Origin of the sequence: Paenibacillus sp. y28, assembly GCF_037137075.1 — a bacterium.
Taxonomy (GTDB): Bacteria; Bacillota; Bacilli; order Paenibacillales; family NBRC-103111; genus JBBBNV01.
The window spans coordinates 94,415-118,402 of sequence record NZ_JBBBNV010000006.1 but is presented as its reverse complement, the minus strand read 5'-3'; the positions used below and the strand labels follow the sequence as shown (position 1 = coordinate 118,402).

Genomic DNA, 23,988 nt, shown 5'->3' with positions numbered 1-23,988 from the left:
AGCTTATGGCCTCCTTGGAACAATTTCATAACGCTGCTTGACGGCAGTCGCGAACACGGTTATCCCCGGCTCCGAACGGTCCGCCTCCAAAATCCGCCCGTCCTGCAGGATATCAACCGGATACGGCGTCCGCAGCCGGCACGCTTGTCCTGCTTCAGATACCATTTCAGCATGAAGCAGCTGGCCGTCCTCCCACTCCATACCGATCGTGAAGCCTCCGCGCGCGCGCAGCCCCCGCACCTGACCGCTGGTCCACTGGGGAGGCAGCGCCGGTAACAGCTGGATTGCCGCGTCATGACTCTGCAGCAGCATTTCAGCGATGCCGGCTGTGCCGGCGAAATTGCCGTCGATTTGGAAAATATTCAGCTTCACCTTGGGATGCCGGTGCGCATTCATCATATTGGGATGCATCCCCGCCAGCAGCTCATGCACAAAATGCTGCGCCTTCTCCCCTTCGCACAGGCGGGCCCAGAAGCTGATCGTCCACGCGCAGCTCCACCCGGTATGCGCTCCGCCGTGCTCAAGACGCCGCTCCAGTGTTTTGCGGCAGGCAGCCGCCAGATCCGGCTGGCCGTGCAGCGTGATCTGGTTCAGCGGATGCAGCGCAACCAGATGAGCAATGTGGCGGTGTCCTGGCTCATGCTCCGCAAAATCCTGGCTCCACTCCTGCAGCTGGCCGTATTGGCCGACTTGATACGGCAGCATCTTCTCTAGCGCCTGCTCCCACTGCTTCCGCAGCGTTTCATCGCGGTCCAGAATCAGACTGGCCTCAATGCAGTGGGCGAACAAGTCGCGAATAAGCGCTAGGTCCATCGTCGCTCCGTAGGTCACGCTGCTTTTCTGCCCGTCTTCGGTCAGGAAATAATTTTCCGGCGAGGTGGAAGGGCAGGTTGCCAAATAACCGTCCGGTGTTTCGACCAGCCAATCAAGGCAGAACAGCGCTGCCCCCTGCAGGACCGGATAAGCCTGCCGCAAAAATGCCTCATCCAGGCTGTAGGCATAATGCTCCCAGAGGTGCTGGCACAGCCAGGCCCCGGCCATCGGCCAAAACGCCCAGCTGGGCGAGCCGTCCACTGGTGTAGAGGTGCGCCATAAATCGATGTTATGGTGCGCCGTCCAGCCCCGGCTGCGGTAATGAACACTTGCCGTCTTGCATCCGGTGACACTCAAATCCCGCGTGAAATCGAATAACGGCTGGTGGCATTCCGCCAAATTGGTTACCTCCGCCGGCCAATAGTTCATCTCCACATTAATATTGGCCGTCCAGCTGCTGCACCAAGGCGGCCGCATTTTATCATTCCAAATTCCTTGCAGATTTGCAGGCTGTGATCCGGGCCGCGAGCTGGAAATGAGCAAATAACGCCCGTATTGGAAAAAGAGCGCGGCCAGCGCAGGATCATCCGCACCGTCCTTCACCGCTTGAATCCGCTCATCGACCGGCAGATCCCGCTGTGCGCTGCCAAGCCGTAAATCCACACGCTTAAACAGCGCCGAGTATTCCCCGATATGACGCTGCTTCAAGCTTTCCCAGCCAAGCATGCCCGCTTGCGCCAGCCATTCTCCGCAGAGCGCCTCCGGATCGCGCATGTTCCGCGCCGGGTCCTGATCAAACCCGTTGAAGCTTGTTGCAGCGGTCAGCAGCAATGTAACAGTACCCGCGCCGCTAATGTGCAGGCGGCCGCCGCTTGCTTCCACCCGGCCTTTGTCGACTACAGCCTGCAGCTCCATCCCAAAACTGATGCCCCGCCCTTCCATATACTGTACAGGCTCGGGCGACTTGACCGTATTGGGGAGCACATGAATCGGAGCGCGGCCCGATATGCCGACTCCGCGGCTTCCCGACTTACGCGCGGAAAACTGCAGCGGACTGTGCAGCTGCGCCGTCACGTTCAGCTTGCCTTCACTGGACAAACGGATGGCCAGCACCTGATCGGGTGCGGAGATGAACAGCTCCCGTGTGTGCAGTACTCCGCCCCTCCGGTAACGGACACGAACGAGTCCTTCCTCAAGGTCCAGCTCGCGGCGATACTCGGTGATGTCCCCTTCTTCTTCAAACAGCAGCTCCAAATCCCCCAGAGGGAGGTAGGACTCAATTTCCGAGCCCTCCATATACTGCTCTATCAGCTGCTCGGCTTCTTCATGCCTGCCCGCAAAGATAAGGCGGCGCACCGGTTCCAGATGCCTTTCGGCATCATACCGTACCGTGTCGCGGGGCTCGCCGGACCACAACGTATCCTCGTTCAATGCGATCCGCTCCCGGCCTGTTCCGCCGAAGACCATGCCGCCAAGACGCCCGTTGCCGACAGGCAGGGCCTCAAACCAGTTATTTGCAGGCTGCTTATACCACAGCGCTAATTGTTTATCCGGCATTATCTCCCCTGCCATTTCTGAACGATATCGCTATTCATACAGCCAATCCAGCGTTTCAATTCCGTCGTTTTTGTGTTCCACATTGCGCGGTCGAATCTCCTGATCGAGCGGCACAACACCAAGAATGAGGTAAGCGCCCCTTCCGAAATCAACCGCATGGCGCCCCGCTTCGAAGCGGAACATATGGACGTTGACGGAAGGATACGCATAGAGGCGGAGTCCCTTTTGCAGCACCGGCGCATAGCCGCCCATGTCATCGGCATGGGTGTTTTCCTCCAGACTTGGAGCCTGGAGCCACTGCTCATCCTTGTTGTTGAAATAACCAATCAGCACCTGGGCCGGCTTCGTCAGCTCAAGATCAATAACTACCCCGTTCATCGCCGCTTCCATCTGGCTGAACCGGATGCCGGTCAGCCCGTTCAGCTCTTCCGCTACACCGACGATGTGAATATCGCCATCCGTAAATACGTTGGCTTCCTTCTCCACACGGAATGTTTCGGCATGAGGAGAGTGCAGGATGAAGTCCTCTTCCCGGCAAGGCAATATCGGCTTTTTGGCATTCTTGAGCGCTTCCGGCTGAACACCCGCCTGCAGCTCGCCCAAGTGAAGCTTGAACTGCTTAAGCTCTTCCTCATAAATAGGCAGGCAATCGTTCCAGTGCCGATATTCAAAGCCGTTCCGGATTGGCACCTTCCGCTGCGGGGTCTGCATGCTGTTGGCGAACAAATACGTCTTCGCGGTCAGCGCCGCCAGCTCCCGGTAGCTTACCATGCCTTGCTCCAGCTCCTGTGCGGCTTCCTCCAGCAGCTCCAGTCGGGTAAAGTACTGCCCTTCCGTGGCGTGCTTATAGGTCAAAACAAGCATTGCCGTACGAACCTTATGAACAAATACGCGTACCATCAAGCGAATAGCCAGCATATCAGCAGCCAGGCGGTCGAATTCCTCCTGATTGCGGGTGACCAGCCGCGAGGCCCGTTCGATAGCCGCCACTGCTTCTTCGGCATGCCGTTCGGCATCGGCAATAATTTCAGGCGGGGTTTCCCCGACATGAGGGTCGCCCTTCAGCTTCTTGACGATGTACTGCTCCAGCCGTTCACCCTCCGGCGCTTGGGATTCCCACAAATCCGGCCAAGGCATATGACGCTCCGGATTCGTCAACTGGCTCATCGTCATTCCAAGACTCATCGTCTGGCGATTCCCCTCGGTAATGCCGAATCGGCGCAGCAGCTTCGGCGCACATTGGCCAGAAGCCTCATAAGCGTCCAGTATGGCCTCGCCAGCCTCCGGACTGCCGTATATACGCGCGAACACGCCGGTCCAGTAATGCCGCTCGGCCGCCGGGTCACGGTCCGGATTCCAGGCGTAACGGAACCAGGTGGCGAACCACAGCCAATCCCGGTCAAGCTGTCTGAGTCTAGGCTCGGCTTTGTCCGGAGCATACGGCCAATCCCAGAAGAAGAGCGGATACAAGTGAAGCCCGCTGGACTTCAAGCGGTATTTGGCCGCCTGCATGCACTTCTGGATAAACGATGGCGCCCCGAAACGGAACGGCTCCAGATTCGCCAATATGTGTACATTCACAATATGGACCGTTTGCAGCGATCCGAGCTTATTATGGGTCTCCTGCCACTTGCCTCGCGGCGTATAGGTTGTAAGAGATTCCCCGTTGTATTTCGCTTCCGTATACAAATTCGGATACAGAGGCAGTGCGGCCTCAATGACCTTTTGCGGCTCAATCGCATGGGAACGGAGAATAATAGGCGGCTTCTCCTTCACGTCGGCATCCTTCAGCCCGTCCAGCAGTCCGGCCAAAATCGTTTCGTTAAACCATTCCACACCATAAATTTGACCCTGCAGCGCTTCCCCGAGACAGATCATAAGCCCTACATTCGGGAATGTGCGGACAAACGCGGCAATGGATTTCTTATAATAATCGCTGGTCAGAGGCAGCGGCTTCGGCTGGTGCAGCTTCAGACCGTGCTTCTCCGCAAACGGCAGCGGAATATGAATATTGTAGAACTTCAGGACAACCCAAATGCCGCGGCGGTCGGCCTCCTGTGTCAGCCAGCGGAAGGTATCCACATTCAGAGCGAACTCCTCATCCGTCACTTCCAGCGCTTCCGGATAATCGGCCAGCTTGACGAGCGAAGAGAATGGATGGCCGCTCCACAAGTACACAATGTTGCAGCGCTCCTCGAACATCATATCGAGGAAATCCGTCCACAATCCCCGATCATAGAACCAAGGGAAACGGGACGGTGTAATCGGATATTCATACGTTTGACGAGGCGGCTCCACCTTCATTTTTTGCAGACCGATAGCCGGACCCCTCAGTGAAAAATGCGGCGCATCGCCGAAAGCCAAATCCTGCGGCAGTGTGCCGGCAACCTTGATTCGGCGGGCCAGCTCCTGGCAGCCGTACAGCACGCCGGAGTCATCTCCGCCTGAAACCGCTGTCAGCTCGCCCGGGCAGGAGGCCAAATAGAAGCCCTGCTTCTCCGGGGCTGTCGTGTGATACAAAAGCACGTCACGCTGTTCAAGCTGCTGCAGCAGCCCGGATTCATTCCGGTTCCCGATAAAAAGCTTAATTCCCGCCGTGGCGCGGTAAGTATCCCACGCCCAAGCCCCCTGCGCGGTTGTAACCGTATAGCCGCATTGCTGCAGCGCCTCGGTAACAAGCTGTATCCCGTATTCTACCCGCGGTGCGGGCTGATGCTCATAGCCTATCGTAATCGTTTTCATGAATTCTCTGAACCCTCCGTTCTGTCGAAGCCCATTTGTTATTTCAAGAACAATTCAATGACCGGGACCATGACAAAAATAAATAAACCGAACCGGTCCTTAAGTCAACTACCCGCTGTCGCCCACTGCTCGCTCCACTTCAAATGTCATGCTGATTGTTCAACTCATTTAGTCAAACACCTGAAGAACAGAGCGTCCTCCGTCAATAACCAGATTAGCGCCTGCGATAAACCCGGCTTCGTCGGAGGCGAGGAACACCGCCGCGCTTGCCACATCGGACGGCTTGCCCAATCTGCCGACCGGGTGGGTTTTGAGCATGGCCTGCAGCTTTTCCTCCCGGTTCGGGAACGACCGCATGTAGGCTTCCGCCAGCGGGGTCTCAATAAAGCCCGGGCTAATCGTATTGGCCCGAATGCCCTGCCGGCCGAAATCAACGCAAATTCCCTGCGTCATGGCCAGCATCCCCGCTTTGGAGGCATGGTACGGAAAATGATTTTTTTGCGTGCGGGTGACATGGGTGGAGGAGATGCTGACAATACTGCCTCCATGCTGCTCCAGCATCAATGGAATTGCATGCTTGCAGCAGTACCACGCGCTTTTTAAATTCAAGTCCATAACACGGTTCCACGCCTCATCATCCGCCGTAACGACGTTTGTTGTGCAGGTTACCCCCGCGTTGTTGACGAGTATATCCACGCTCCCGTAGTGCTGCTTAACCTCTGCCATCAGACGGATTACATTTTCTTCGGACCGGATGTCGGCCCGGACAAATAAACCGTCTCCGCCCGCCTCATTAATTTGCTTAACGACCTGCCCGCCTTCCTCCGAAATATCGTTGACCACGACGCGGGCGCCCTCTTCGCCAAACCTCCGGGCAATCGCTTCTCCAATCCCGGATGCCGCTCCGGTGATTATAGCGACCTTGTTTGCTAATCTGTTGCCAGCCATGTATTCCGCCTCCGTACTCTGCTTGTAGTGCATATCAGATCACCGACCTCGCCGCCCTTTATTAAGGGAACGGGCCTGGAGCATAAACTAGAGCAAAATCTGGTATGGGTTGATTCTGATCTAGCCGCATAAACTGCATCGCCGTTCGTATTGGAAATGCCCGTTTCTAAGTCATGAATAAGAATTCCAATGCCGCACCTGCGGTCTAGCCAAATCATTCTTATTCGAAGGGACCGTCCACTGCCCGGCCATGGGAAGAGCTGCGAATCCACTACAGACCAAACTTCCTCTTCCGGTTACAAGTGTAAAGGAATGTCAAAGACCGACTATAGGCCGAATTCACTCACATTATAGGCGGCATAGCCCCTTTTCCACCGTTCTCGCGAAATCTCGCATAGCATCATAGGCTGATTGTGTTCGGAGCCCGATAAACGGAACGGCTTCGTGTCCATGCTCGCTTGCAAGGAAATTCCCGTAAAAAAAGGAAGACCCGCCAACTCCACCTTTTCGTGGCTTGGGGAGCTCTTCCCTAATTGTTTTTTCATACGGGAGCTATGCTTGCGCCCTCCAAGGTTACTCTTATTTCCCGAGAACACCGACAGCCTTGAGCCAGGTCGCCGCCATCAGTGTATCGCCAAGCGTGTTCATATGAACGCCGTCGGTTGTCAAATCCTTATCGGTGTCGCATTTCAGGAAATCGATAAAGGCCTGGTGCGTCGGTACCAAAATGCCCTGAAATTCCTCAGCCAGCCGATTGACCGCATCAACATAAGCCTTCAGCAGCCGGTTGCCGGAAGAATCCAGATGCTCCTTAATAATTGTCGGCTGCATCAAAATAAACCGGCAGCCCAGCTCATCCCGCGCCTGTTCCAGCAGACGGCGGTAAATTTCCTCAAACCGGTCGGGATACACCTGTTCGATATCAACGTTATCAACCTGACGCCACACATCATTAATGCCGATGGAGATAGATACCCATTGCGGCCGATTGTCCAGCACATCTACGGTCCAGCGTTTCTCCAAATCTACGATCCGGTTGCCGGACACCCCTTCATTAATGATTTTTAACGACAGCTGCGGATAAACGGCGTGCAAATAATCGTGAACCATCCGGACGTAGCCGGTGCCGAGCTTCTGTGGGTCCTTCTTTCTCCCTTTATCTGTGATGCTGTCGCCAATAAACACAATACGATCCTTTGCTTTGAATGGCATTGCTGCTCCTCCTTGTCTGAAACTCTCGTTTTACCGGCGGTATAACGTCTTAGAAATAACATCCTAGACATAACGCCTTAGACAAAACACCTTAGACGAATCCGCCTAAACAGAAATATGCCCTGAAGCGCCCGGGTCTGCCGATCATGGCCAAAGGCAAACCAAGCGGCTGCAAATGGTTCGGCGTAAACCGGACCAAGCTGTTGCCCGATTAAAAATCGGTCCCTCACCAATGATCGAATTTGCTCTGCCGTATCAATCTTGCGGCTCCTGCCCTCCGGCAGACGGACGTAAAGCGCCGGCTTCCGGAGATTCGCCATTCACTTGAGATTCTCCCGTCAGCTCCTGTTTTTGCTCAAATATTCGTCCATGACCTTTTGGAGCTCCGCTTTAGCCGCAGATGCCAGCGGTTCAACTGGAAGGCGCGGCTGTCCCGCCGGAAGACCGATCATATTCATGGCTTCCTTCAGGACGGAGGGCAAGGTCCCCAGTGAGAACGATGCACGCAGGGCGCGCAGCTGGCGCTGGGACAGCTCTGCCTCCTCCAGCTTGCCTTCTTTCCACAAATCATAAATCGAAGCGACAATCTCCGGGAATACGTTCGCCGTAGCGGCGATTGCTCCGTGCCCGCCCGCCATTAACGTCGGCAAAATCAGTGAATCCGTTCCGGCAAGCACGGCAAAATCCGGGCCGGAAAGCTCCACATATTGCAAAATCGTATCAAAGCTTCCGCTGCTGTCTTTGATCCCGACAATCGTAGGGAGATCGCGCAGCGCCTGTACTGTTTTCGGTTGAAGCGCATTGCCTGTACGCGCAGGAATGTTATACAGCACGATAGGCAAGCCGGTTGCTTCGGCTACAGTGCGGTAATGCCGAATCAGCTCCTGCTGGGTAAAGGTCAGGAAGTACGGAGTAATGACGGACAGCGCATCTGCCCCCATCTGCTCCAGACGGGTCGCCAGCCATACCGTTTCCTGGGTGCTTGCGCAGCCTGCTCCTACATAAACAGGGAGCTGGCCCTTGGCCTCCTCGATGACAATTTCAGCTACCCGGAGCTTCTCATCGGCGGTCAAGGAAAAAAATTCTCCGTTTGTCCCCAAGCAGAACAAGCCATGCACATTCGCCCCCATCAGGCGGCGCACCAGCTGCCGCAAGGCGGCTTCATCGATGTGCTGATTGGAATCAAACGGGGTAATCATAGCAGGTATAATCCCGGTGGGCTGCAGCATAGACTCTCTCCTCTATTCAATAAATAAATGAAGGGCAACAAATTGAAACCATTCAACCTCAAAAGCCCTTCCTAATTCATATGCTTATCATAAAAGGCGTACTTGCTCAAAAACAACGTTGTCCAAGCTGCCGGCAGGCAGTATTTATGTCGACTAAGTCCAATGCATTCTCTGACAGTAAAGTATATGGCATGGCGGGGCAAATTTACTGCGCCTGTGCCGGGCTGCCGCTTCCATGCTGCACTCTCGGAGCAAGCTCCACCGCGGAACGAATCGCTTCCAGCAGGCTTCTTTCATCGGCAGCGCCGGTACCGGCAATATCAAACGCCGTTCCGTGATCCACGGAGGTGCGGATAATACCGCCCTTCAGGCCGATTGTAATGTTTACGCCGGCTTCAATGCCCATGACCTTGATCGGGATATGCCCCTGATCGTGGTAGCACGCCACAACGATATCGAAGTCTCCCCGAACCGCACGGTAAAACAAGGTGTCCGCCGGATAAGGCCCGGTCACATCCACGCCTTCGGCTGCGGCGCGCGCAATACCCGGATTCAGCTTCGTTTCCTCTTCGCCGCTGCCGAACAAGCCGTTCTCGCCGGCATGCGGATTAATTCCGCAAACCGCAATGCGCGGACGCTCGTATCCGGCCCGCTGCAGTGTCTCGTGAGCCAGCTTAATTACCTTGTAGGTCCGTTCCGGATTAATCTGTGAAATCGCCTCAATCAATCCGACATGCGTGGTCAAATGAATGACCTTCAGCTTCGGTGCCGCAAGCATCATGGAATAATCCTCGGTTTGCGTCAAACCGGCCAAAATTTCCGTGTGACCCGGGTACAGATGCCCTCCCAGATGCAGCGCCTCTTTATTCAAAGGGGCTGTGCATATAGCATGAATCTCTCCGGCGAGTGCAAGCTCAACGGCCTTCTCTACAAACAGGTAAGCGGCATGTCCCGCTTCAGCGGCTACCTGGCCGAACGGCAGACCGGACGGCAGCACCGGCAAATTCAGACAATCGATCGTTCCCTGCTCATAACGACCCTCGGCGGGGTTATTCACAATATGTATTGCGGCACTGCTGCCGACGATATTTCGCGCTCTTTCCAGTATCACCGGATCGCCAATGACAAGCGGGCGGCAGCTTTCATAACTATGCGCGTGATTCAGCGCCTTCACAATCACTTCCGGTCCGACACCGGCAGCATCCCCCATGGTGATTCCAATGATCGGTTTCATTTGGTCCTGCCCCCTCCCTTTGTCAATACATGTAATGCCTTCTCCAGCACATCATCCGTCCCGAAGCCCCCCGCTTTCGTAACGACGGGCAGCGGCTCCTCCATAACGAGCAGCCCCATCGGCACGCCGGTTTCCACTTCGCCCGCAAGTTGAATGCCGGTGGCCCCCAGCGCCAAGCAAACTTGCTTGGCCGTATCGCCGCCGGTAATAATGAACCCGCCGACCGGCGCCTTCGGAAGCAGTCGGGCAGCGCATTCCCCCAGCCCCTGCGCAATCGCGTCGCTTACCTCCTGCCGGTTCATGCCGTACCGCTTTCCGGCTTCACAGGCTTCTTCGATAGCCTCTCTGTCGCCGGAGGAATACAGCACCGTGTGACAGCCGCCGTGTAATGACTGCTCGGCCTGAGAAGCGGCCTGCAGTATTTCCCGTTCGCGCTCCGAACGGCCTGAGACAAGACGGCGTCCCTCCAGCTGAATTCCCTTCACCTGAGGAACGGCCAGCAAGCGCTCCAGCTGGAGCCGTGATCGGGGACTGACACTGCCGACCACAGCAAGCACAGGCAGCTCTACGGGCGGGATCTCCTGCGGACGGTTGTTCTCTCCGATAAAGGAATGCTCCTGCACCGCACGGGCCAGCCCCGCCGACCCCGCCCACACGACCGAATACTCCGTTGCTGCGAACAAAGAGAGCATTCGTCCCAGCTCCAGACTGTCGGCCGAATCGGCGACCAGATACGGGACACCGCGGACACGGCAGCTGTGGAGCATTTTTTTAAACGCAGACTCCTCTTCCCCGAGCTGTGATGACGAGATAACTTCAACCGACCGCTTGGACTGTCTGCCGATGAGATCGGGAATAAATGACGTAAGCACCGGTGTTTTCGGGTCGCGTCCGAACTCCGTTTCATGAACGGGCGTCCCGTGCACATACAGAAAACCGTCTCGGACCAGGCGTCCGGCCTCAGGATAAGCCGGGGCAATAACGATAAAATCAGGATGCAGCGTATCATACACCGCATCAAGCTCTGCACCGAGGTTCCCCCTCAGTGTAGAGTCCATTTTTTTGAACATTGCCTGAGCTCCCGATAAGGCGGCATACCGCGACGCCTCGGCCACCCGATGATAGGCCGACTCGGCAGACGCCGACCGGCTGTCCGTATCAAGCACCAGAACGTCGCCTTGAGGCGGCTTGGGGCCTGCGCCGGACAATGGGCCGAGCATCACGGATACGTGCAGTCCGCACCTGGCGAACTGCACCCCTGAATCACTGGCCCCGGTCAAATCATCAGCAATGATAGCCAACTTCATGGATAACTCTCCTCCCGCTCTCAAGGAAGCAGCTTCCGGTATACGGCTTGCATATCCTCAATGCTCATGACCTTCGGATTATTGTTCAGCAGCCTTGTCACCTTGGAGGCGGCGACAGCCAGACTGTCCACATCCTGCTCCGTTACACCGAAGGCACGCAGGTTTTGCGGGATATTCATTTCCTTCGTCCATTGGAAAATCCGTTCAATGACCGCCTCCGGCGCGCCCGCGCTTCCTGTAGAGGCCAGCCCCATAGCCGCGGCCACCTGCTCCAGCCGTCCGGCGATACAATCCATGTTGAATTTCATCACATGGGGCAGCAGCATGGAATTGGCAACGCCGTGGGAGATATTGAACTTTCCGCCCAGCGGATAAGCAAGCGCATGAACTGCGGCTGTGCCTGCGGCCGTCAGCGCCATCCCCCCGTACATCGAGCCCAGCAGCAGCTGCTCCCGGGCTGCCAGGTTTTGGCCTTCGTGATAGGCCTGAACCAGACTGCCGGCTATAAGCCGAATTGACTCCAGCGCAAACATGTCGCTAATCGGATTCGCCTTGTTAGAGATGTACGATTCCAGAGCATGCGTAAACGCATCCATCCCGGTGGCCGCCGTAATCGGCTTCGGCAGACTTACAGTGAGCCCCGGATCGAGAATAACGAGCTTCGGCAGCATATGACGGCTTATGATCCCCACCTTCAGCTCCTCTTCCGGAAGCGTGACAATCGCGTTGGGGGTTACCTCCGAGCCGGTGCCCGAGGTCGTCGGAATCAGTACTGTCGGTATTCCCGGATTTGCAACCAAATCGGTACCGATTAGGCTTTGCACGTCCACCGGATTCGTCAGCAGCACAGAGAACAATTTGGTTGCATCCAGCACGCTTCCCCCGCCGATGCCGATTAACAGATCGACCGGCTCTGCCGAAACGGCGGCGAACACCTCACGAATGTTCCCGACCGTCGGCTCCGGCTTCACCTCAGTATAAGAACGGCTGTTAATTCCTGCCTTCGCAAGCTCCCCGGATAAACTGTCAATCACACCCAGCGCCTGAATGGACGGCTGTGTAATAATCACGGCATGCTTGAAGCTGCCCAGCGCCCCGATACGCGGAAGCAGCTGAGACAGGCTGCCCGCACCGGCAGCAATACTTCCTGCAGTTTGAAAAAAATATGGTGTCGCGGTTTGAACGGCGTTCACGGATTACGTTCCTCCTAGCCTATGGGGTTAAATCCATCGTATGCTTTTCTGATATTACTGGATTACGGTGCTTAAGAAGCGGTATTCTCCGGAGCCAAGCCGCAGCACGGTGCTTCCCTCTTCCTGACGGACGGCCTCAATGCCTTTCGCCTCCGCAAGGGCGAGGCCGCCCTCCGTAATCTGGCCAGCTGAAGCTGCCGGAATCCACACCTCGGCGGTACAGTTGACGGGAATCGCCACGTTATATGCCATTTTCCCATCGGGATGCTGCTTCCACTGGGCGCATACACGACCCGCTGACAATTGATGCTCCGTTTTTACAGTCTCCAGACCGGCCGGAATAAAAGGCCGTATCGTAATCTGATACACTTCTTCAGCCTGGTCGAACCGGCAGCGGATTCCGCCTAAGAACGCGTACAGCCATTCCTCCAGATGACCAAGCATAAAATGGTTTTGCGACTTGCCGACAGTCGGTCCGTCCCACGCCTCCGTCAGCGTGGTCGCGCCGTTGACGATTTGATAGCCGTAGCTGGGATGATCCGTCTGGCGGGTCATCTCGTAAATTACGTCGGATCGGCCGTTTTGAGCCAGAGCCAGCAGAACGTAACGATGCCCCACATCTCCTGCCTTGGTGTGGTATCCGTTTTGTTGAATCGCTTCAATTAATTGGGACAGGAGCGCTTCCCGATGCGGTTCATCGGCCAGCCCCAGCACCAGCGGCATCGCCGTTGCCGTCTCGCTGCCTGTTGCATACCGGAGCGTTTCCGTATCGAAATATTGCGCGTTAAAGGCTGATTTAATCCGGGCCTGCAGCTCCCGGTACGCCAAGGCGTCCTGCTTCCTGCCGAGCAGCTCCGCCATTTGAGAGAACACATCGGCCAGATGATAAAACATCGCCGTCTCCGTATGGCCGACAGGGGTGTTTTTGGCAAATCCGGGGTCCCCTTCCGCAACATCATACCAGTCGCCCAGCCCCCAGTTGACGATCAAGGATTCGGAGCTGGCGGCAATGTAATCCAGATACGCCTTCATACCATCATAATGCTCTGTCATCACACGCGAGTTGCCATACAACGTGTACAAATTCCAGGCCGTCAGCACATAGGTCGCCCCCCAGGAGACCGAATCCCGGAAGCAGCGCCATTCATCCGAAAATACAACGTACTCCGGCGCTGTTGTAGGCACCATCCCGTTCGGAAGCTGTGCATCCCGGATATCCTCCATCACCTTGGTGAACAGCGCCTCTACGTCATAATTGTAGACAATGCCCGGTCCGACCAGATGAACCTGCTCCAGCCACGCCAGCTTTTCCCGGTGCGGGCAGTCTGTAAAGACGCTCTTCGTATTGCTCAGAACGGCCCAGTTAATCAGTTCATGCGTCCGGTTCAGCAAAAAGTCCGCGCTCTCGAAGCTCCCTGTTTCCGCCATATCCGGGTAAATCATCTGGCCCTCGATCCGGAGCAGTGCGGCTTCCCCGGAAGCGGCGTATTGCTCAGGTACAGCGCCTTCTACCTGAACATAGCGAAACCCGGTATACGTAAACCGGGGGGACCACACCTCTTCCCCTTCGCCGCTTAAGGTATAGTTGAATTGGGTCGGAGAGCCGGTCCATTTCTGATTGGCTGTGCCTTCTTCCTTGAGCAGCTCCGAGGGCGACAGCTTCACTTGGCTGCCCTTCGGCCCCTTCACGGCCAGCTCGACCCAGCCGGAGAAGTTTTGCCCGAAATCAACCACATATACGCCCGGTGCAGGCTCCGTAATAGCTGCCGGCTTGAAGGTCTTCATGACCTTCAACGGGGCGATAGCCTGGGCCTTCAGGCGCCCCGCGGGAGGTGCCGCTTCGGCTGCGGGCTGCCAGCTATCAGACTCAGCGAAGCCGGCTTCATCCCAGCCCGCTTCAACACGATTCGCATCGAAATCTTCTCCGCCATAAATACAAGCGAACGTAACCGGACCCGGACCGGTCCGCCATTCGCCGCTGCTGGCCACTGTCACGGTCGTGCCGTCGGTATATTCAATCTCCAGCTGTACGAGACAGCGCGGTGAACCGAAGGAGCCTTTGAATTTCTTGTATCTCCCCCCGGTCACATGATAAAATCCGTTGCCCAGCATCACCCCGACAGCGTTGGCGCCTTGGGCGAGATGGTCCGTTATATCATACACACAGTACAAGCAGGTTTTGTTATAGTTCGTCCAGCCCGGCTCCAGCACATGATCCGACACCTTAGCGCCGTTCAGGCGCAGCTCGAACTGGCCGAGGCCGCACACATAAGCCCTGGCCTTCGCAATCGGCGCATGAAGCATAAATTCATGGCGGAACAGGGGCAGCGCCGCAGCATCCTTGGCCGCCGCTTCGGGCTCGCTAATCCAGCGCGCCGACCAGTCGCTCGTTTTCAACAGCGCCATTTCCCACCAGGAAACCGGGCTCTCGATCATGCTCCCGTCCTGATCCCATACCTGGACCCTCCAGAAATAACGCACCCTGGACTGAAGCGGCAAGCCGTCATAAACGATATGTACGCTGTTGCCGCCGGCTGTTTTGCCGCTGTCCCAAACGTCTCCTGCTCCCTGCAGCACCTGCTCCTCACGGGCAGATACGATGATGCGATAGGCCGTTTGCCGCTCGGAACGGACAGCTCCCGCTGTGAAGCTCCATCCGAAGGCCGGGCGCTCAACATCAACACCCAGCGGACACGTCGTGCTCTCGACAACCATCTTACTGACTTGCATCTCAGCTTACCTCCCGCTAATTGTTCATGAACCGAATATATCGTGCGAAGCGGCTACGGTTATGGTACGGAACTCTTTACCGTAATTTTTGGTCGGGTCCCCTTCCCGGAACAGCCTGCAGGAGCAGTAGAAGTGGTACAGCACTCCTTCATGCGTAATAACAGACGGCTTGTGGGCAAAAATCGAATCAATGCTGCCTTCCTCACCGACACGAATAATCGGATCAGGATACTTTTCCCAGTTCAGCAGATCTTTTGAAAGCGCAAGCCCTTCCTGGGCATGCTTGAAATTGAAGCCGAAGTAATACATGACCCATTCGTCATTGTTGCGCAGGACGCAAGGATCGCTGGCGAAGCCGCTGTCCCAGCCGTCAGGAGTCACCGGCAAAACCGGATTGTTCGCATAACGCTCCCACTGCAGCAGGTCCTTGGAAAAAGCGACACCCGTTTGCTCCGTCCACCGGCCTTTGTTTTTATTTTTGGCGTTATAAAATAAATAGAATGTATCCTCATGCTGAATCAGGCACTCCTTGTACAAGCCGCCCTTCTCCCAATCGGCCCCATCCTCAGGGACAAGAATCGGATCGGCCATACGGTGCCATTCCAGCAAATTCTCATCTTCCGTCCAGGCCAAGCCGATTTTGGCCGAGCCTTCCTCATATCCGAATTCGGGATATGCGTGATATACCAGCCAGTACTTCCCGTTCCATTTCTGCAAAACGGGCGGCGCAGCCAGCCGATTTTCTTTCATTATCCAGGTTCCGGCGATATTTTTGGAATCCCAGCCCCCACCTTCATTGCGCCGCAAAATAACCGCCAGATGCTCCCAATGCAGCAAATCCCGGCTGGTGGCCAATGCAGTCTGATAGCCGATTCCGTCAAATCCGACATACATCATATAGAACTGTCCCTGATGCTGAAAAACAAAAGGGCAATCCACGGCATGCTCATCGAAGCTGCCGGGCGCTCCTGACCCGACAAGCACCGGCTTGCCATATTTGTAAGGGGTTACATATTGTGAAATATCCATTGATATTAGCTCCTCCATGTGGCATTTCTCTCCACTTTGGCTATTTTTCTTTAGCTTACAACACCATTTGATGATAACGTGGAGGGGATCACGCCCGATATATAGGTTGATTGTATCTTCACCCTGAACCGGTCCGAAGGCTTTGGCAGAGCCGTACAGATCCACTCAGCGGCGCAAATGGCGTCATTTTCGCATTATGCTCATAACCGTTAGGGCGCAATGAAATTTCGCCCTGCGCGCAGAAAGAACTTGGCATCGACTATTTAGAAAAATGGAAGTTAAATCGCGAAGCCATGTACATCCGCCAGCTTGAAGCAAAAGGTTACTCTGTAAAGCAAGTTTAATCCTCGGTATTTAGCATCCTTAAAGAACTGCCGATTGGGGTAGGTCTAGTTTGCTGTTGTCTTTTTCCTGGTTACAAGTCATTTAACCAGAGACTTATTTTCATAAAAAAAGCATCCGCTGCTGCGGATGCTGCCCTGCTATGTCGGCCTAGCCGGGCGCGCAAGCCGCCAAGTTCTGCCGGACAATGCGCTCCAGACAGCCGCGAAGCGCATCGCCCGCTGTACCCGGGTTCAAGCAGTATGCGCCTAACCGATGCTTCTCTCTATAGTTCTCTTCGAAAAAACGGGGGTTATCCTTCCCCGGGACAGGAGTAATAATGTACACTTCTTCGACGGCCTTGGCGCCGTCCGCGTGGCGAATAATGCCGTCACGGTACTTGTGCATTTCCCCGACAGCCATCGGGAGGTTATGATCCAGCCGGTACTTCGGGTCAAAAATAACGAGCCGGTCCCCGATTTCCAGTACAATATCCGGCAGCATGCCGTGGGTATAGGTGGCAAAAGGCCGGGTCGCGCTCGTGAACTCCCGCTGGTACGCGAGCGTTCCGCCCTGCTTCAGCCGGATGCGGTGCTCTTTTTTTTGCGACAAGCTGAGCACCAGCTCTTTTTGCTCCAGTACAAACAGCGGCGAAGCTTCCTCAATCAAATCCCGCTCCCGGAAAAAGCCGACCAGTTTCATAAACACCCAGATTTCATAGAGCTGGTATGTGTTTTTGAGCGGTACGGAGCTGCGCAGCCCGACAACAAACGCATCAAATTGATACAGCTGCTGAAACCATTGGAACCATCCCCGGTAAATAGGATGCTTGCGGAAAGCCTGGGAAACGGCGACCGTTCCCGGATGAGGCTTTACCCCTGCTAGAAAAGGGGCCCGCAGCCAGCGGGCTACCGTATCGGCATAGCGGCTCGCTTTGGCCCGTATCGCGTCATCGGACAGGCCTGCGTACCTTCGGAGCAGGGACAAGAAATCACGAAGCTGCCTATGTACAATCCGGTTCTCATAGACATCACAGGTTTCCGTGCGGAGGCCCGTCCAGATTTGCGCCGGAATCAGGCTTTCCCCGCTCGTGCCGCCACCCGGATGACGCTCAGCCCAGGCTATCAATGCAGGCGTTACATGCTTGACATTTTCCCTGCGCACCCATTGGTCCTTGCCCGTCAATACGCGCAGCGGCCCGGCTTGAATCTCCCGGTATAGAAACGACAGCCGGTGAAACATGCGTTCTACATAGTCCCACTGCGGCATTGACAGCTGGCGGTCAATCCCCGACGTGTCAAAGGCAAGGGCTGCGCCATACTGCTGAAAGCAGGCTTTGGCCTCCTGCAAAATATCGATTATCATTTGCTGATAATCGTTCTCGGTCAGCTTGCGGGCATCCGGGTACAAATAGGAATCGACGATCCGTTCTTCCTCCCTGTGAAGCGTAAACCGGACTTGTCCGGACTGAAACGGAGTGAACAGCTCACCTTCCCAGCCGTCGGCGCTTTTCACCATCGGCAGCGGCACTCCGTTCAGGCTGAAGCGGAACGGCCGTTCATAGCCCGTCCGCCAGCGGTAGGTTTTGGCCTCCTCCAGCCGCACCTCCTCCAAATCCAGCCACTGCCCCTGATCAGGGCACCAGACAAGCAGGCTATCTCCAGAACTGGGCTGCTCCATACCGGTCCAGCTCCCCTTTCATTCGCGTCAGATGGCGCAGCGATTCCGATTGCGCTCCGAACCGGGCAGACGCCCAATCAATCAGGCTGGCGAGCAGCGTCCCGATCCGTTCATCCCCGCGAATTTTCGGCAGCACCTTTTCCGCAATGACACGATCCACCGCTTCCGTGGCCTCCATCCGGATATCCTGATCAAGCTGCGCATTAACGTAAAGCTTACGCAGCATCTCGTTCAAGGTGCGATAGCCGAAATGCAAATCATCCTTCCGCAGCATCCCATGCACCTCCTGAAGCAGCTCCCATTCCTCCTGCAGGCTGAGCTTGTATTTCTCCCCGACGCCGCTCCAGTACCCGTCCAGGTCCACATCGGATAAGGTCATGACAAACGCACGATCCAGCACCTTGTCGGAAATACTATGGGTCGTTTCATCTACATTAATCGTGCCGATCACATACAAATTGTTCGGAAGATACAGCTCTTGCGGAATATCCATCACATGCGGCTCTGTATGAAGGCGGATCGGCTGCCTGGACTCAATGGCGCTCAAATAATCGCTCAAGTAATATTCCACCCGGGCCAGATTCATCTCATCGAGCACGATAAACATCGGCTTCCCTTCTTGAATGGCCTGCAGCAGCGCATCCAGGAACGGCGTGCGGACATACCGCTGCTCCAGGGCGCTATAGTACCCGAACAGCGCCGTAGAATCGGTCCAATCAGGCCGGACCGGAATCACCCTCAAATACGGATTCACGGCATCCAGCGGCTTCCCGTACACCGCGTTGGCGTAGAGCAGACACAGCTTTGTCTTTCCTGTCCCGGAAATTCCGTTCAAAATGACAAAATGCTTGTCCTCCAGGCTTACGAGGTTTAGATGAAAATCCCGGATGATAGACGGCGAATAGGTCAAATCGCTTTCCCCGATGTTAGCCAGAATCGAGCTTAAATTAAAATCATGCAGGAACAGCTCCTCGGCAAGCTCGGCCTCCTCCTGCTGCTGCGAATCCGCGCCAGCTTCGGCATTCAGAGCCACATCCGCTTTGGGCAGCGTTAGCATCCGGGTGGCTTCCGCAAACAGCAGCGCTGCGGCAATCAGTGTCTTCTTCACGTCGGCGACAGGCTCTGCAAACTCTCCCTGCTTCCGAAGATACGTGCCAACATAGAACGAATGGTTCTTGACCAGATACCCGTGCGCCGCCAGCGCCTCAAGCGCCTGGGTCCGGTATGCCGCGTTATCGGCCTTCTGAAACCGGAAGCTTTTGGTCATGTACCATTCATACACAGGCTCGCTGCCCAAATCGCGAAGATTCACATACAGATGCCCATGCCCGTTAATAAACACCCCGAGCACCTCATGCGGCTCCCGCAAATACTGATCAAACCGTCCCTCGGCAAGCAGCTGCCCTTTCTCGTACAGCCCGAAGCTTTGCCGGCGATTGCGTGATGATTTGGCATATACGGGCTCCAGCTTGACTTCATACGACTTGCCGTACAGCGTAAGCGCGATGCTGTCTTCATGCTCATTCAACTGCCGAAGCACATCCAGCGAAAAAGCATGCAGCGCCGCCTCCCGATCAATGTATTCCCGCAGCGGCTGCAGCTTCGTCCACGTATCCCAAATCAAGTCTATTAATTCGTCATGCCCCGGAATCGCATCAAACGCAAGGAAGACGCCGATATAAAACCAGGGCCGCCGCTGCTGCTGCTTCTTCGCCGCCACGGCTTGCAAATAAGAAACCCAGCCCGCCTTGGGGATGAAGCTCATGTCTTTATCATCCACTTGGATTTGAAGCTCATCCGGCAGCTTGTCCAGCAGCTCGGTGAACTCCCGAGTACTGCTTTGGGTACGGACAGCCTCCCAGAGCGGGTAAAAATTTGTCGGAAGCACCATTTTCAGCTTTTTCTCCATGCCGTTCAGTTCAAGATTAAGTACCCCGAATCCCGTCTGATCATATTTTTTGTCAAGGAGCCCGACATAAGCCCGCTTGCCGATGTCTGTATTTTCCTTGGCGTTTTTCGGATTTCCGTCATACATGGTCGTCTTCAAGGTTTGCTCATAGGTTTGGACATGAAAGTCCAGCAGCTCCCGGGCCTGCGGAGCGTATTTGTGCTTGAAGCTGTCCAGCCACTGGCGCAGCACCGGCTGCACTTCATCCAGCACCCGCCGGCACCGCTCCGCTGTGGCCGGAAGCGTCAGCGCCTCTTCAATTTGTGTGATGTTCATCATTTCCTCCAGAAGTTTTCCTAAAGCTGCATTCCTTGGTTATTTCGACCTATAGCCGGAGAAATCCTGCACCATGCTGACAAAACCGGACGATTCGCGGATTCCTCCCTTAAGGCTAGTTTACGAAGCCCAACCCGATGTCCTGGTGCTGCATAAAATATTACAAAAACAAAGGCCAATCGGCCCCCATGCTGCGGCAAGGCCGACACGACGCCCCTGCATCGCCCATGCTCCGGGACTGCCTTCCGCCACCCGAGGCGGGCCCTTTTCCCTGTGCGGAACAGCCGGAAGACAGTCCATGAACTGGAAAAACCGTTCCTATTTCCAGAAACGGTCCAATATAATAAACGAATAGCTCCCGCAGGCCTGCAGTGCAGGCCGGCACGAGCGGCATCCATCCCGCAGGACGACAAGCGCTATACGGTGTCCTTGTTTCACATCTGTCTCCTCCGCTCCGTCTGGGATTGGCACTGGCATAGCGGAGCCTTGAGCGGTTGTCCTCGCCGGTGCTTGGTTACCGTTGTAGCCGCCGGGAATCCGGTCACTTCCCCAAGCCAGGCAGGCCAATTCGGCCACGTTGGTTTGAAAATAAATACGAAATATGGTATTCTATACATATGCAATAACTACATCTAGAGAGAGGGGCTGAACAAATGAACCTGAGATCCAATAAATTTCGCTTATTTATGGTGCTGGTCATTATTTCCGCCCTTCTTTTTTCCGCCGTCGCGCCTATGATTACGATGGACTCGGCGACCCGTGTAACCAAGCATGTCAAAACCTACTCCGTGCAAAAAAATATCGGCGGCGGCGCCGGCAAAACGTTCAAAGGCTCCATACAGCCCCTGTTTATTTTTTTCATCTGTATTTCCCTGCTGCTGCACTCTCTGGTCTGCAGCGTTCCCCGATACCGATTTATTTTCTGCGTACCCAAAAGAATGAAATCCGTCCTTCTCCGCCCGCTTAAATTTACCTCGGCTTTTGTGGCTTTCGCCTCCATTTAATCCGCTTACTCATATCGGAATATAATGGAGATGGAGGCTGTAAACATATGACTAACATTCGTGAAATCGATTTGCCCGGCATCGGGAAAAAATTTCAATTTACTGCCCGCAGCGGCGAAAATTTGGTTGTCATCATTCATGATGACGGAAGAAGAGATATTTACCGTTACGATGACGAAGACCAGGATACCATCGTATCGGTCGTCACGCTGGATGATGATGAATCCCGTATTTTGGGCGGCATTATCGGCGGCATGCACTATAAGCCAAAAGCGCTCGAAACGATCGAGGTCGCGCTTGACAACCTGATTATTGAATGGTTCAAAATTGATCAGCATTTCAAATGCATCGGCAAAACAATCGGCGAGCTTCATGTCCGCCATAAAACAGGAGCCAGCATTATTGCTGTCGTGGAGAAAGAAAAAACACAACAAATTAATCCGGGTCCCGAATACATTTTGAAATCGGATTCTGTGCTTGTTGTTTCTGGAGAGCGGGGTCATCTGAAGGCCTTGAAAGACATATTGGTGCGTGGGGGGGTGTAACCTATGGACCATATGGTTTTGGAGGTTGGTCTGGCTATTGCCTTAATCGCACTGGCAGGATTACTTTCCGCCAAGCTTCGGTTCTCCGTTATTCCCTTTTACATCTTGATCGGCATGGCCGTCGGTCCGCACGCCCCCAAGCTGGGCTTCATCGATTTGCGGTTCATCGAGAGCGCGGATTTAATCGAATTTATGGGACGGCTCGGCGTCCTGTTCCTGTTGTTCTACCTCGGTCTGGAGTTTTCCGTCGGCCGCCTTATCAAATCCGGCCGTTCCATCGCAATCGGGGGAACCATTTATATCCTGATCAACTTTACCCTGGGCTTGCTGCTGGGTATCATGCTCGGCTTTCCGCTTAAGGAAACGCTCATTGTTGCCGGAATCACCACCATTTCATCAAGTGCCATCGTGGCCAAGGTGCTGGTGGATTTAAAACGGACCGCCAATCCCGAAACCGAAATGATACTTGGCATCATTATGTTCGAGGATATTTTCCTGGCCGTGTACATCTCGATTCTTTCCGGTCTTGTCTTAAGCGGCTCCAGCTCCATTGTCGGCGTGCTTCTCTCGGCTTTGCTGGCCCTTGGCTTTATGCTCGGCTTCATTATTCTTGGACGCAAGGCCGCGCCGCTGCTGAATAAACTGCTGAACATCCGGTCCAATGAGCTATTCCTGCTCGTGATTTTCGGCGGCTTGTTCATCATTGCCGGACTGTCGGAAAAAATCCACGTCGCTGAAGCAATCGGCGCTTTGCTGACAGGCCTCGTGCTGGCGGAAACCAATCATATGAAGCGGATTGAGCATATGATTCTTCCATTCCGCGACTTTTTCGGGGCCTTGTTCTTCTTCAGCTTCGGACTGACGATCGATCCGCTGACACTAGGCGATGCGTTGTGGTATTCCTTGGCTGCCGTAGCCGTTACCCTGTTCGGCAATTTCCTTGCCGGGATGCTGGCGGGACGGAGCGCAGGACTGTCGCCGAAGGCTTCCGCGAACATCGGGCTGACCATTGTCTCCCGCGGTGAATTTTCGATTATTGTAGCCAATCTCGGCAAAGCCGGCGGCCTGCTCGCCATTTTGCAGCCTTTTGCAGCCTTATACGTACTAATTCTGGCCATTCTGGGTCCACTGCTTACGAAGGAATCCAAGCTGGTGTTCCAGGCCTTGAACAGCTTTTTGCCTCTCCAAAAAAAATCGTCCAAGCCGCTAAAACAGCCTGTACCGGCCCAGGACCTTCAGAAGGATGAGGCATGAAAAGGCGCGTCCGTGGAGCAGCTCAGTCCCTTGGTTTAAACATGCCGCGAACCCGCATCATCTGGTTTGCGCTTGGATTGATTCTGGTATCCATCGCGCTCGAGCTTCTTCTTAAGCCCAATCAAATTGTTCCGGGCGGATTGCAGGGCATCGCAATTCTGCTCGCCCATGCGACCGATATACGGCTGGGCCTGTATTTGCTGGCCCTGCAGCTTCCGCTAATCTGGTTCGCCCGCAAAAATAAAAAAGCCTTCTCCGTAAAAGAGGCTTTGGGCGGTATGATTGCCCTGGCCGGGATAACCTTTCTGCTTGACCCGGTCCCTCCGCTGCTGGAGCATACCCTCGCTGCCGCCGCACTGGGCGGACTGCTGCTAGGCATCGGCGCAGGCCTGATGATTCGGTACGGACAGTATTCGGACGGCCTTCACGAGCTGGCTATTTTCATCCGGACCAAATCCCCGTTCTCGGTAGCGGAAATGCTGCTGATGGCGCACATGCTTATCTTCTTACTTGCCGTATGGATGTTTAGCTGGGAGCAGGGCTTATATTCTCTGATTGCCTTCTACTCGGCATACCAATCGCTCCGGTTCATGATCCATAGCCGCAGCGCGAGAATGATGGTATGGGTCAAAAGCACCCGGCCGGAGCTCGTAAAAAGCCGCATTAGCGACATGTTCGGGGAAACAGCCGAATGGATTCAGTCCCCCTTCGAAACGGAGCAGAAAGACCTGCTGCTCCTGCTGCCCCGCGGTCAAAAGGAAGCCTTCCGGGTGCTGCTCTATTCGGTGGATTCCTCGGTTTCAGTTACCTATATGCCCTTGGAGGAAGCCAAGGACCACCATTACTCCTATCTGGAGTAGGACGGCAGCACGGAAATATACTCCAACAAGCACAACACGAAGACAGCAAAGACGGGCCTTGTCCACAGGACCCTCCTTGCTGTCTTTGTGCTTGTACAGCAAGCTG

Annotated in this window: 16 protein-coding genes; 4 read left to right on the top strand and 12 right to left on the bottom strand. The window is 55.1% G+C overall.

The features are described 5' to 3' along the window. Positions 1-3: 3 nt before the first annotated feature. The 12 genes from WBG83_RS07650 to WBG83_RS07595 form a co-directional block, all read right to left on the bottom strand. A complete protein-coding gene (locus tag WBG83_RS07650) occupies positions 4-2,370 on the bottom strand; it encodes a glycoside hydrolase family 95 protein (protein WP_336744135.1) in 2,367 nt (788 codons plus the stop codon). Between the two features lie 30 nt (positions 2,371-2,400). After that, the gene (locus tag WBG83_RS07645; protein WP_336744134.1) at positions 2,401-5,112 is read right to left on the bottom strand and encodes a hypothetical protein; all 2,712 of its coding nucleotides are present in this window, start codon (positions 5,110-5,112) and stop codon (positions 2,401-2,403) included. Between the two features lie 168 nt (positions 5,113-5,280). Continuing rightward, entirely contained in the window at positions 5,281-6,060 is a 780-nt protein-coding gene (locus tag WBG83_RS07640; RefSeq protein ID WP_336744132.1) for an SDR family NAD(P)-dependent oxidoreductase, read from the bottom strand. A 579-nt stretch (positions 6,061-6,639) separates the two neighbouring features. Then, the gene (locus WBG83_RS07635; protein ID WP_336744131.1) at positions 6,640-7,272 is read right to left on the bottom strand and encodes an SGNH/GDSL hydrolase family protein; all 633 of its coding nucleotides are present in this window, start codon (positions 7,270-7,272) and stop codon (positions 6,640-6,642) included. A gap of 338 nt (positions 7,273-7,610) precedes the next feature. Next, positions 7,611-8,501 carry a 4-hydroxy-tetrahydrodipicolinate synthase gene (gene dapA, locus WBG83_RS07630; RefSeq protein ID WP_336744130.1) on the bottom strand — a complete coding sequence of 297 codons (891 nt, stop codon included), beginning with the start codon at positions 8,499-8,501 and terminating at the stop codon, positions 7,611-7,613. A gap of 205 nt (positions 8,502-8,706) precedes the next feature. Then, positions 8,707-9,735 carry a 4-hydroxythreonine-4-phosphate dehydrogenase PdxA gene (gene pdxA / locus WBG83_RS07625; RefSeq protein WP_336744129.1) on the bottom strand — a complete coding sequence of 343 codons (1,029 nt, stop codon included), beginning with the start codon at positions 9,733-9,735 and terminating at the stop codon, positions 8,707-8,709. Continuing rightward, entirely contained in the window at positions 9,732-11,042 is a 1,311-nt protein-coding gene (locus tag WBG83_RS07620) for a four-carbon acid sugar kinase family protein (RefSeq protein ID WP_336744128.1), read from the bottom strand. Before WBG83_RS07620 ends, pdxA begins: the two co-directional genes overlap by 4 nt. Before the next feature lie 20 nt (positions 11,043-11,062). Then, positions 11,063-12,235, bottom strand: coding sequence for an iron-containing alcohol dehydrogenase (locus tag WBG83_RS07615; protein ID WP_336744126.1), 1,173 nt, complete (start codon positions 12,233-12,235; stop codon positions 11,063-11,065). A 54-nt stretch (positions 12,236-12,289) separates the two neighbouring features. After that, complete coding sequence (locus WBG83_RS07610) at positions 12,290-14,965, bottom strand: alpha-L-rhamnosidase (protein WP_336744124.1); 2,676 nt, start codon at positions 14,963-14,965, stop codon at positions 12,290-12,292. 24 nt (positions 14,966-14,989) lie between these two features. Then, positions 14,990-15,994: a hypothetical protein gene (locus WBG83_RS07605; protein WP_336744122.1), complete on the bottom strand. Its 1,005-nt coding sequence runs from the start codon at positions 15,992-15,994 to the stop codon at positions 14,990-14,992. A gap of 492 nt (positions 15,995-16,486) precedes the next feature. Then, a complete protein-coding gene (locus WBG83_RS07600; protein WP_336744120.1) occupies positions 16,487-17,995 on the bottom strand; it encodes a DUF2357 domain-containing protein in 1,509 nt (502 codons plus the stop codon). Next, positions 17,970-20,222 (bottom strand): McrB family protein, encoded by a 2,253-nt coding sequence (locus tag WBG83_RS07595; RefSeq protein ID WP_336744118.1) that lies wholly within the window; start codon positions 20,220-20,222, stop codon positions 17,970-17,972. Before WBG83_RS07595 ends, WBG83_RS07600 begins: the two co-directional genes overlap by 26 nt. A 650-nt stretch (positions 20,223-20,872) precedes the next feature. Here WBG83_RS07595 and WBG83_RS07590 point away from each other — a divergent pair. The 4 genes from WBG83_RS07590 to WBG83_RS07575 are packed head-to-tail and all read left to right on the top strand — an operon-like array spanning position 20,873 to position 23,882. Then, positions 20,873-21,223, top strand: coding sequence for a hypothetical protein (locus tag WBG83_RS07590; RefSeq protein WP_336744116.1), 351 nt, complete (start codon positions 20,873-20,875; stop codon positions 21,221-21,223). 47 nt (positions 21,224-21,270) lie between these two features. After that, positions 21,271-21,768, top strand: a complete 498-nt coding sequence (locus tag WBG83_RS07585) for a cation:proton antiporter regulatory subunit (protein WP_336744115.1) — start codon at positions 21,271-21,273, stop codon at positions 21,766-21,768. 3 nt (positions 21,769-21,771) lie between these two features. Next, positions 21,772-23,022 carry a cation:proton antiporter gene (locus WBG83_RS07580; protein WP_336744113.1) on the top strand — a complete coding sequence of 417 codons (1,251 nt, stop codon included), beginning with the start codon at positions 21,772-21,774 and terminating at the stop codon, positions 23,020-23,022. Then, positions 23,019-23,882 carry a YitT family protein gene (locus WBG83_RS07575; RefSeq protein WP_336744111.1) on the top strand — a complete coding sequence of 288 codons (864 nt, stop codon included), beginning with the start codon at positions 23,019-23,021 and terminating at the stop codon, positions 23,880-23,882. Before WBG83_RS07580 ends, WBG83_RS07575 begins: the two co-directional genes overlap by 4 nt. Positions 23,883-23,988: the final 106 nt, after the last annotated feature.

Coding starts and splice junctions, on each gene's coding strand:
- WBG83_RS07650 (WP_336744135.1), bottom strand. CDS start 2,370: ATGCCGGATAAACAATTAGCGCTGTGGTATAAGCAGCCTGCAAATAAC.
- WBG83_RS07645 (WP_336744134.1), bottom strand. CDS start 5,112: ATGAAAACGATTACGATAGGCTATGAGCATCAGCCCGCACCGCGGGTA.
- WBG83_RS07640 (WP_336744132.1), bottom strand. CDS start 6,060: ATGGCTGGCAACAGATTAGCAAACAAGGTCGCTATAATCACCGGAGCG.
- WBG83_RS07635 (WP_336744131.1), bottom strand. CDS start 7,272: ATGCCATTCAAAGCAAAGGATCGTATTGTGTTTATTGGCGACAGCATC.
- dapA (WP_336744130.1), bottom strand. CDS start 8,501: ATGCTGCAGCCCACCGGGATTATACCTGCTATGATTACCCCGTTTGAT.
- pdxA (WP_336744129.1), bottom strand. CDS start 9,735: ATGAAACCGATCATTGGAATCACCATGGGGGATGCTGCCGGTGTCGGA.
- WBG83_RS07620 (WP_336744128.1), bottom strand. CDS start 11,042: ATGAAGTTGGCTATCATTGCTGATGATTTGACCGGGGCCAGTGATTCA.
- WBG83_RS07610 (WP_336744124.1), bottom strand. CDS start 14,965: ATGCAAGTCAGTAAGATGGTTGTCGAGAGCACGACGTGTCCGCTGGGT.
- WBG83_RS07605 (WP_336744122.1), bottom strand. CDS start 15,994: ATGGATATTTCACAATATGTAACCCCTTACAAATATGGCAAGCCGGTG.
- WBG83_RS07600 (WP_336744120.1), bottom strand. CDS start 17,995: ATGGAGCAGCCCAGTTCTGGAGATAGCCTGCTTGTCTGGTGCCCTGAT.
- WBG83_RS07595 (WP_336744118.1), bottom strand. CDS start 20,222: ATGATGAACATCACACAAATTGAAGAGGCGCTGACGCTTCCGGCCACA.
- WBG83_RS07590 (WP_336744116.1), top strand. CDS start 20,873: ATGAACCTGAGATCCAATAAATTTCGCTTATTTATGGTGCTGGTCATT.
- WBG83_RS07585 (WP_336744115.1), top strand. CDS start 21,271: ATGACTAACATTCGTGAAATCGATTTGCCCGGCATCGGGAAAAAATTT.
- WBG83_RS07580 (WP_336744113.1), top strand. CDS start 21,772: ATGGACCATATGGTTTTGGAGGTTGGTCTGGCTATTGCCTTAATCGCA.
- WBG83_RS07575 (WP_336744111.1), top strand. CDS start 23,019: ATGAAAAGGCGCGTCCGTGGAGCAGCTCAGTCCCTTGGTTTAAACATG.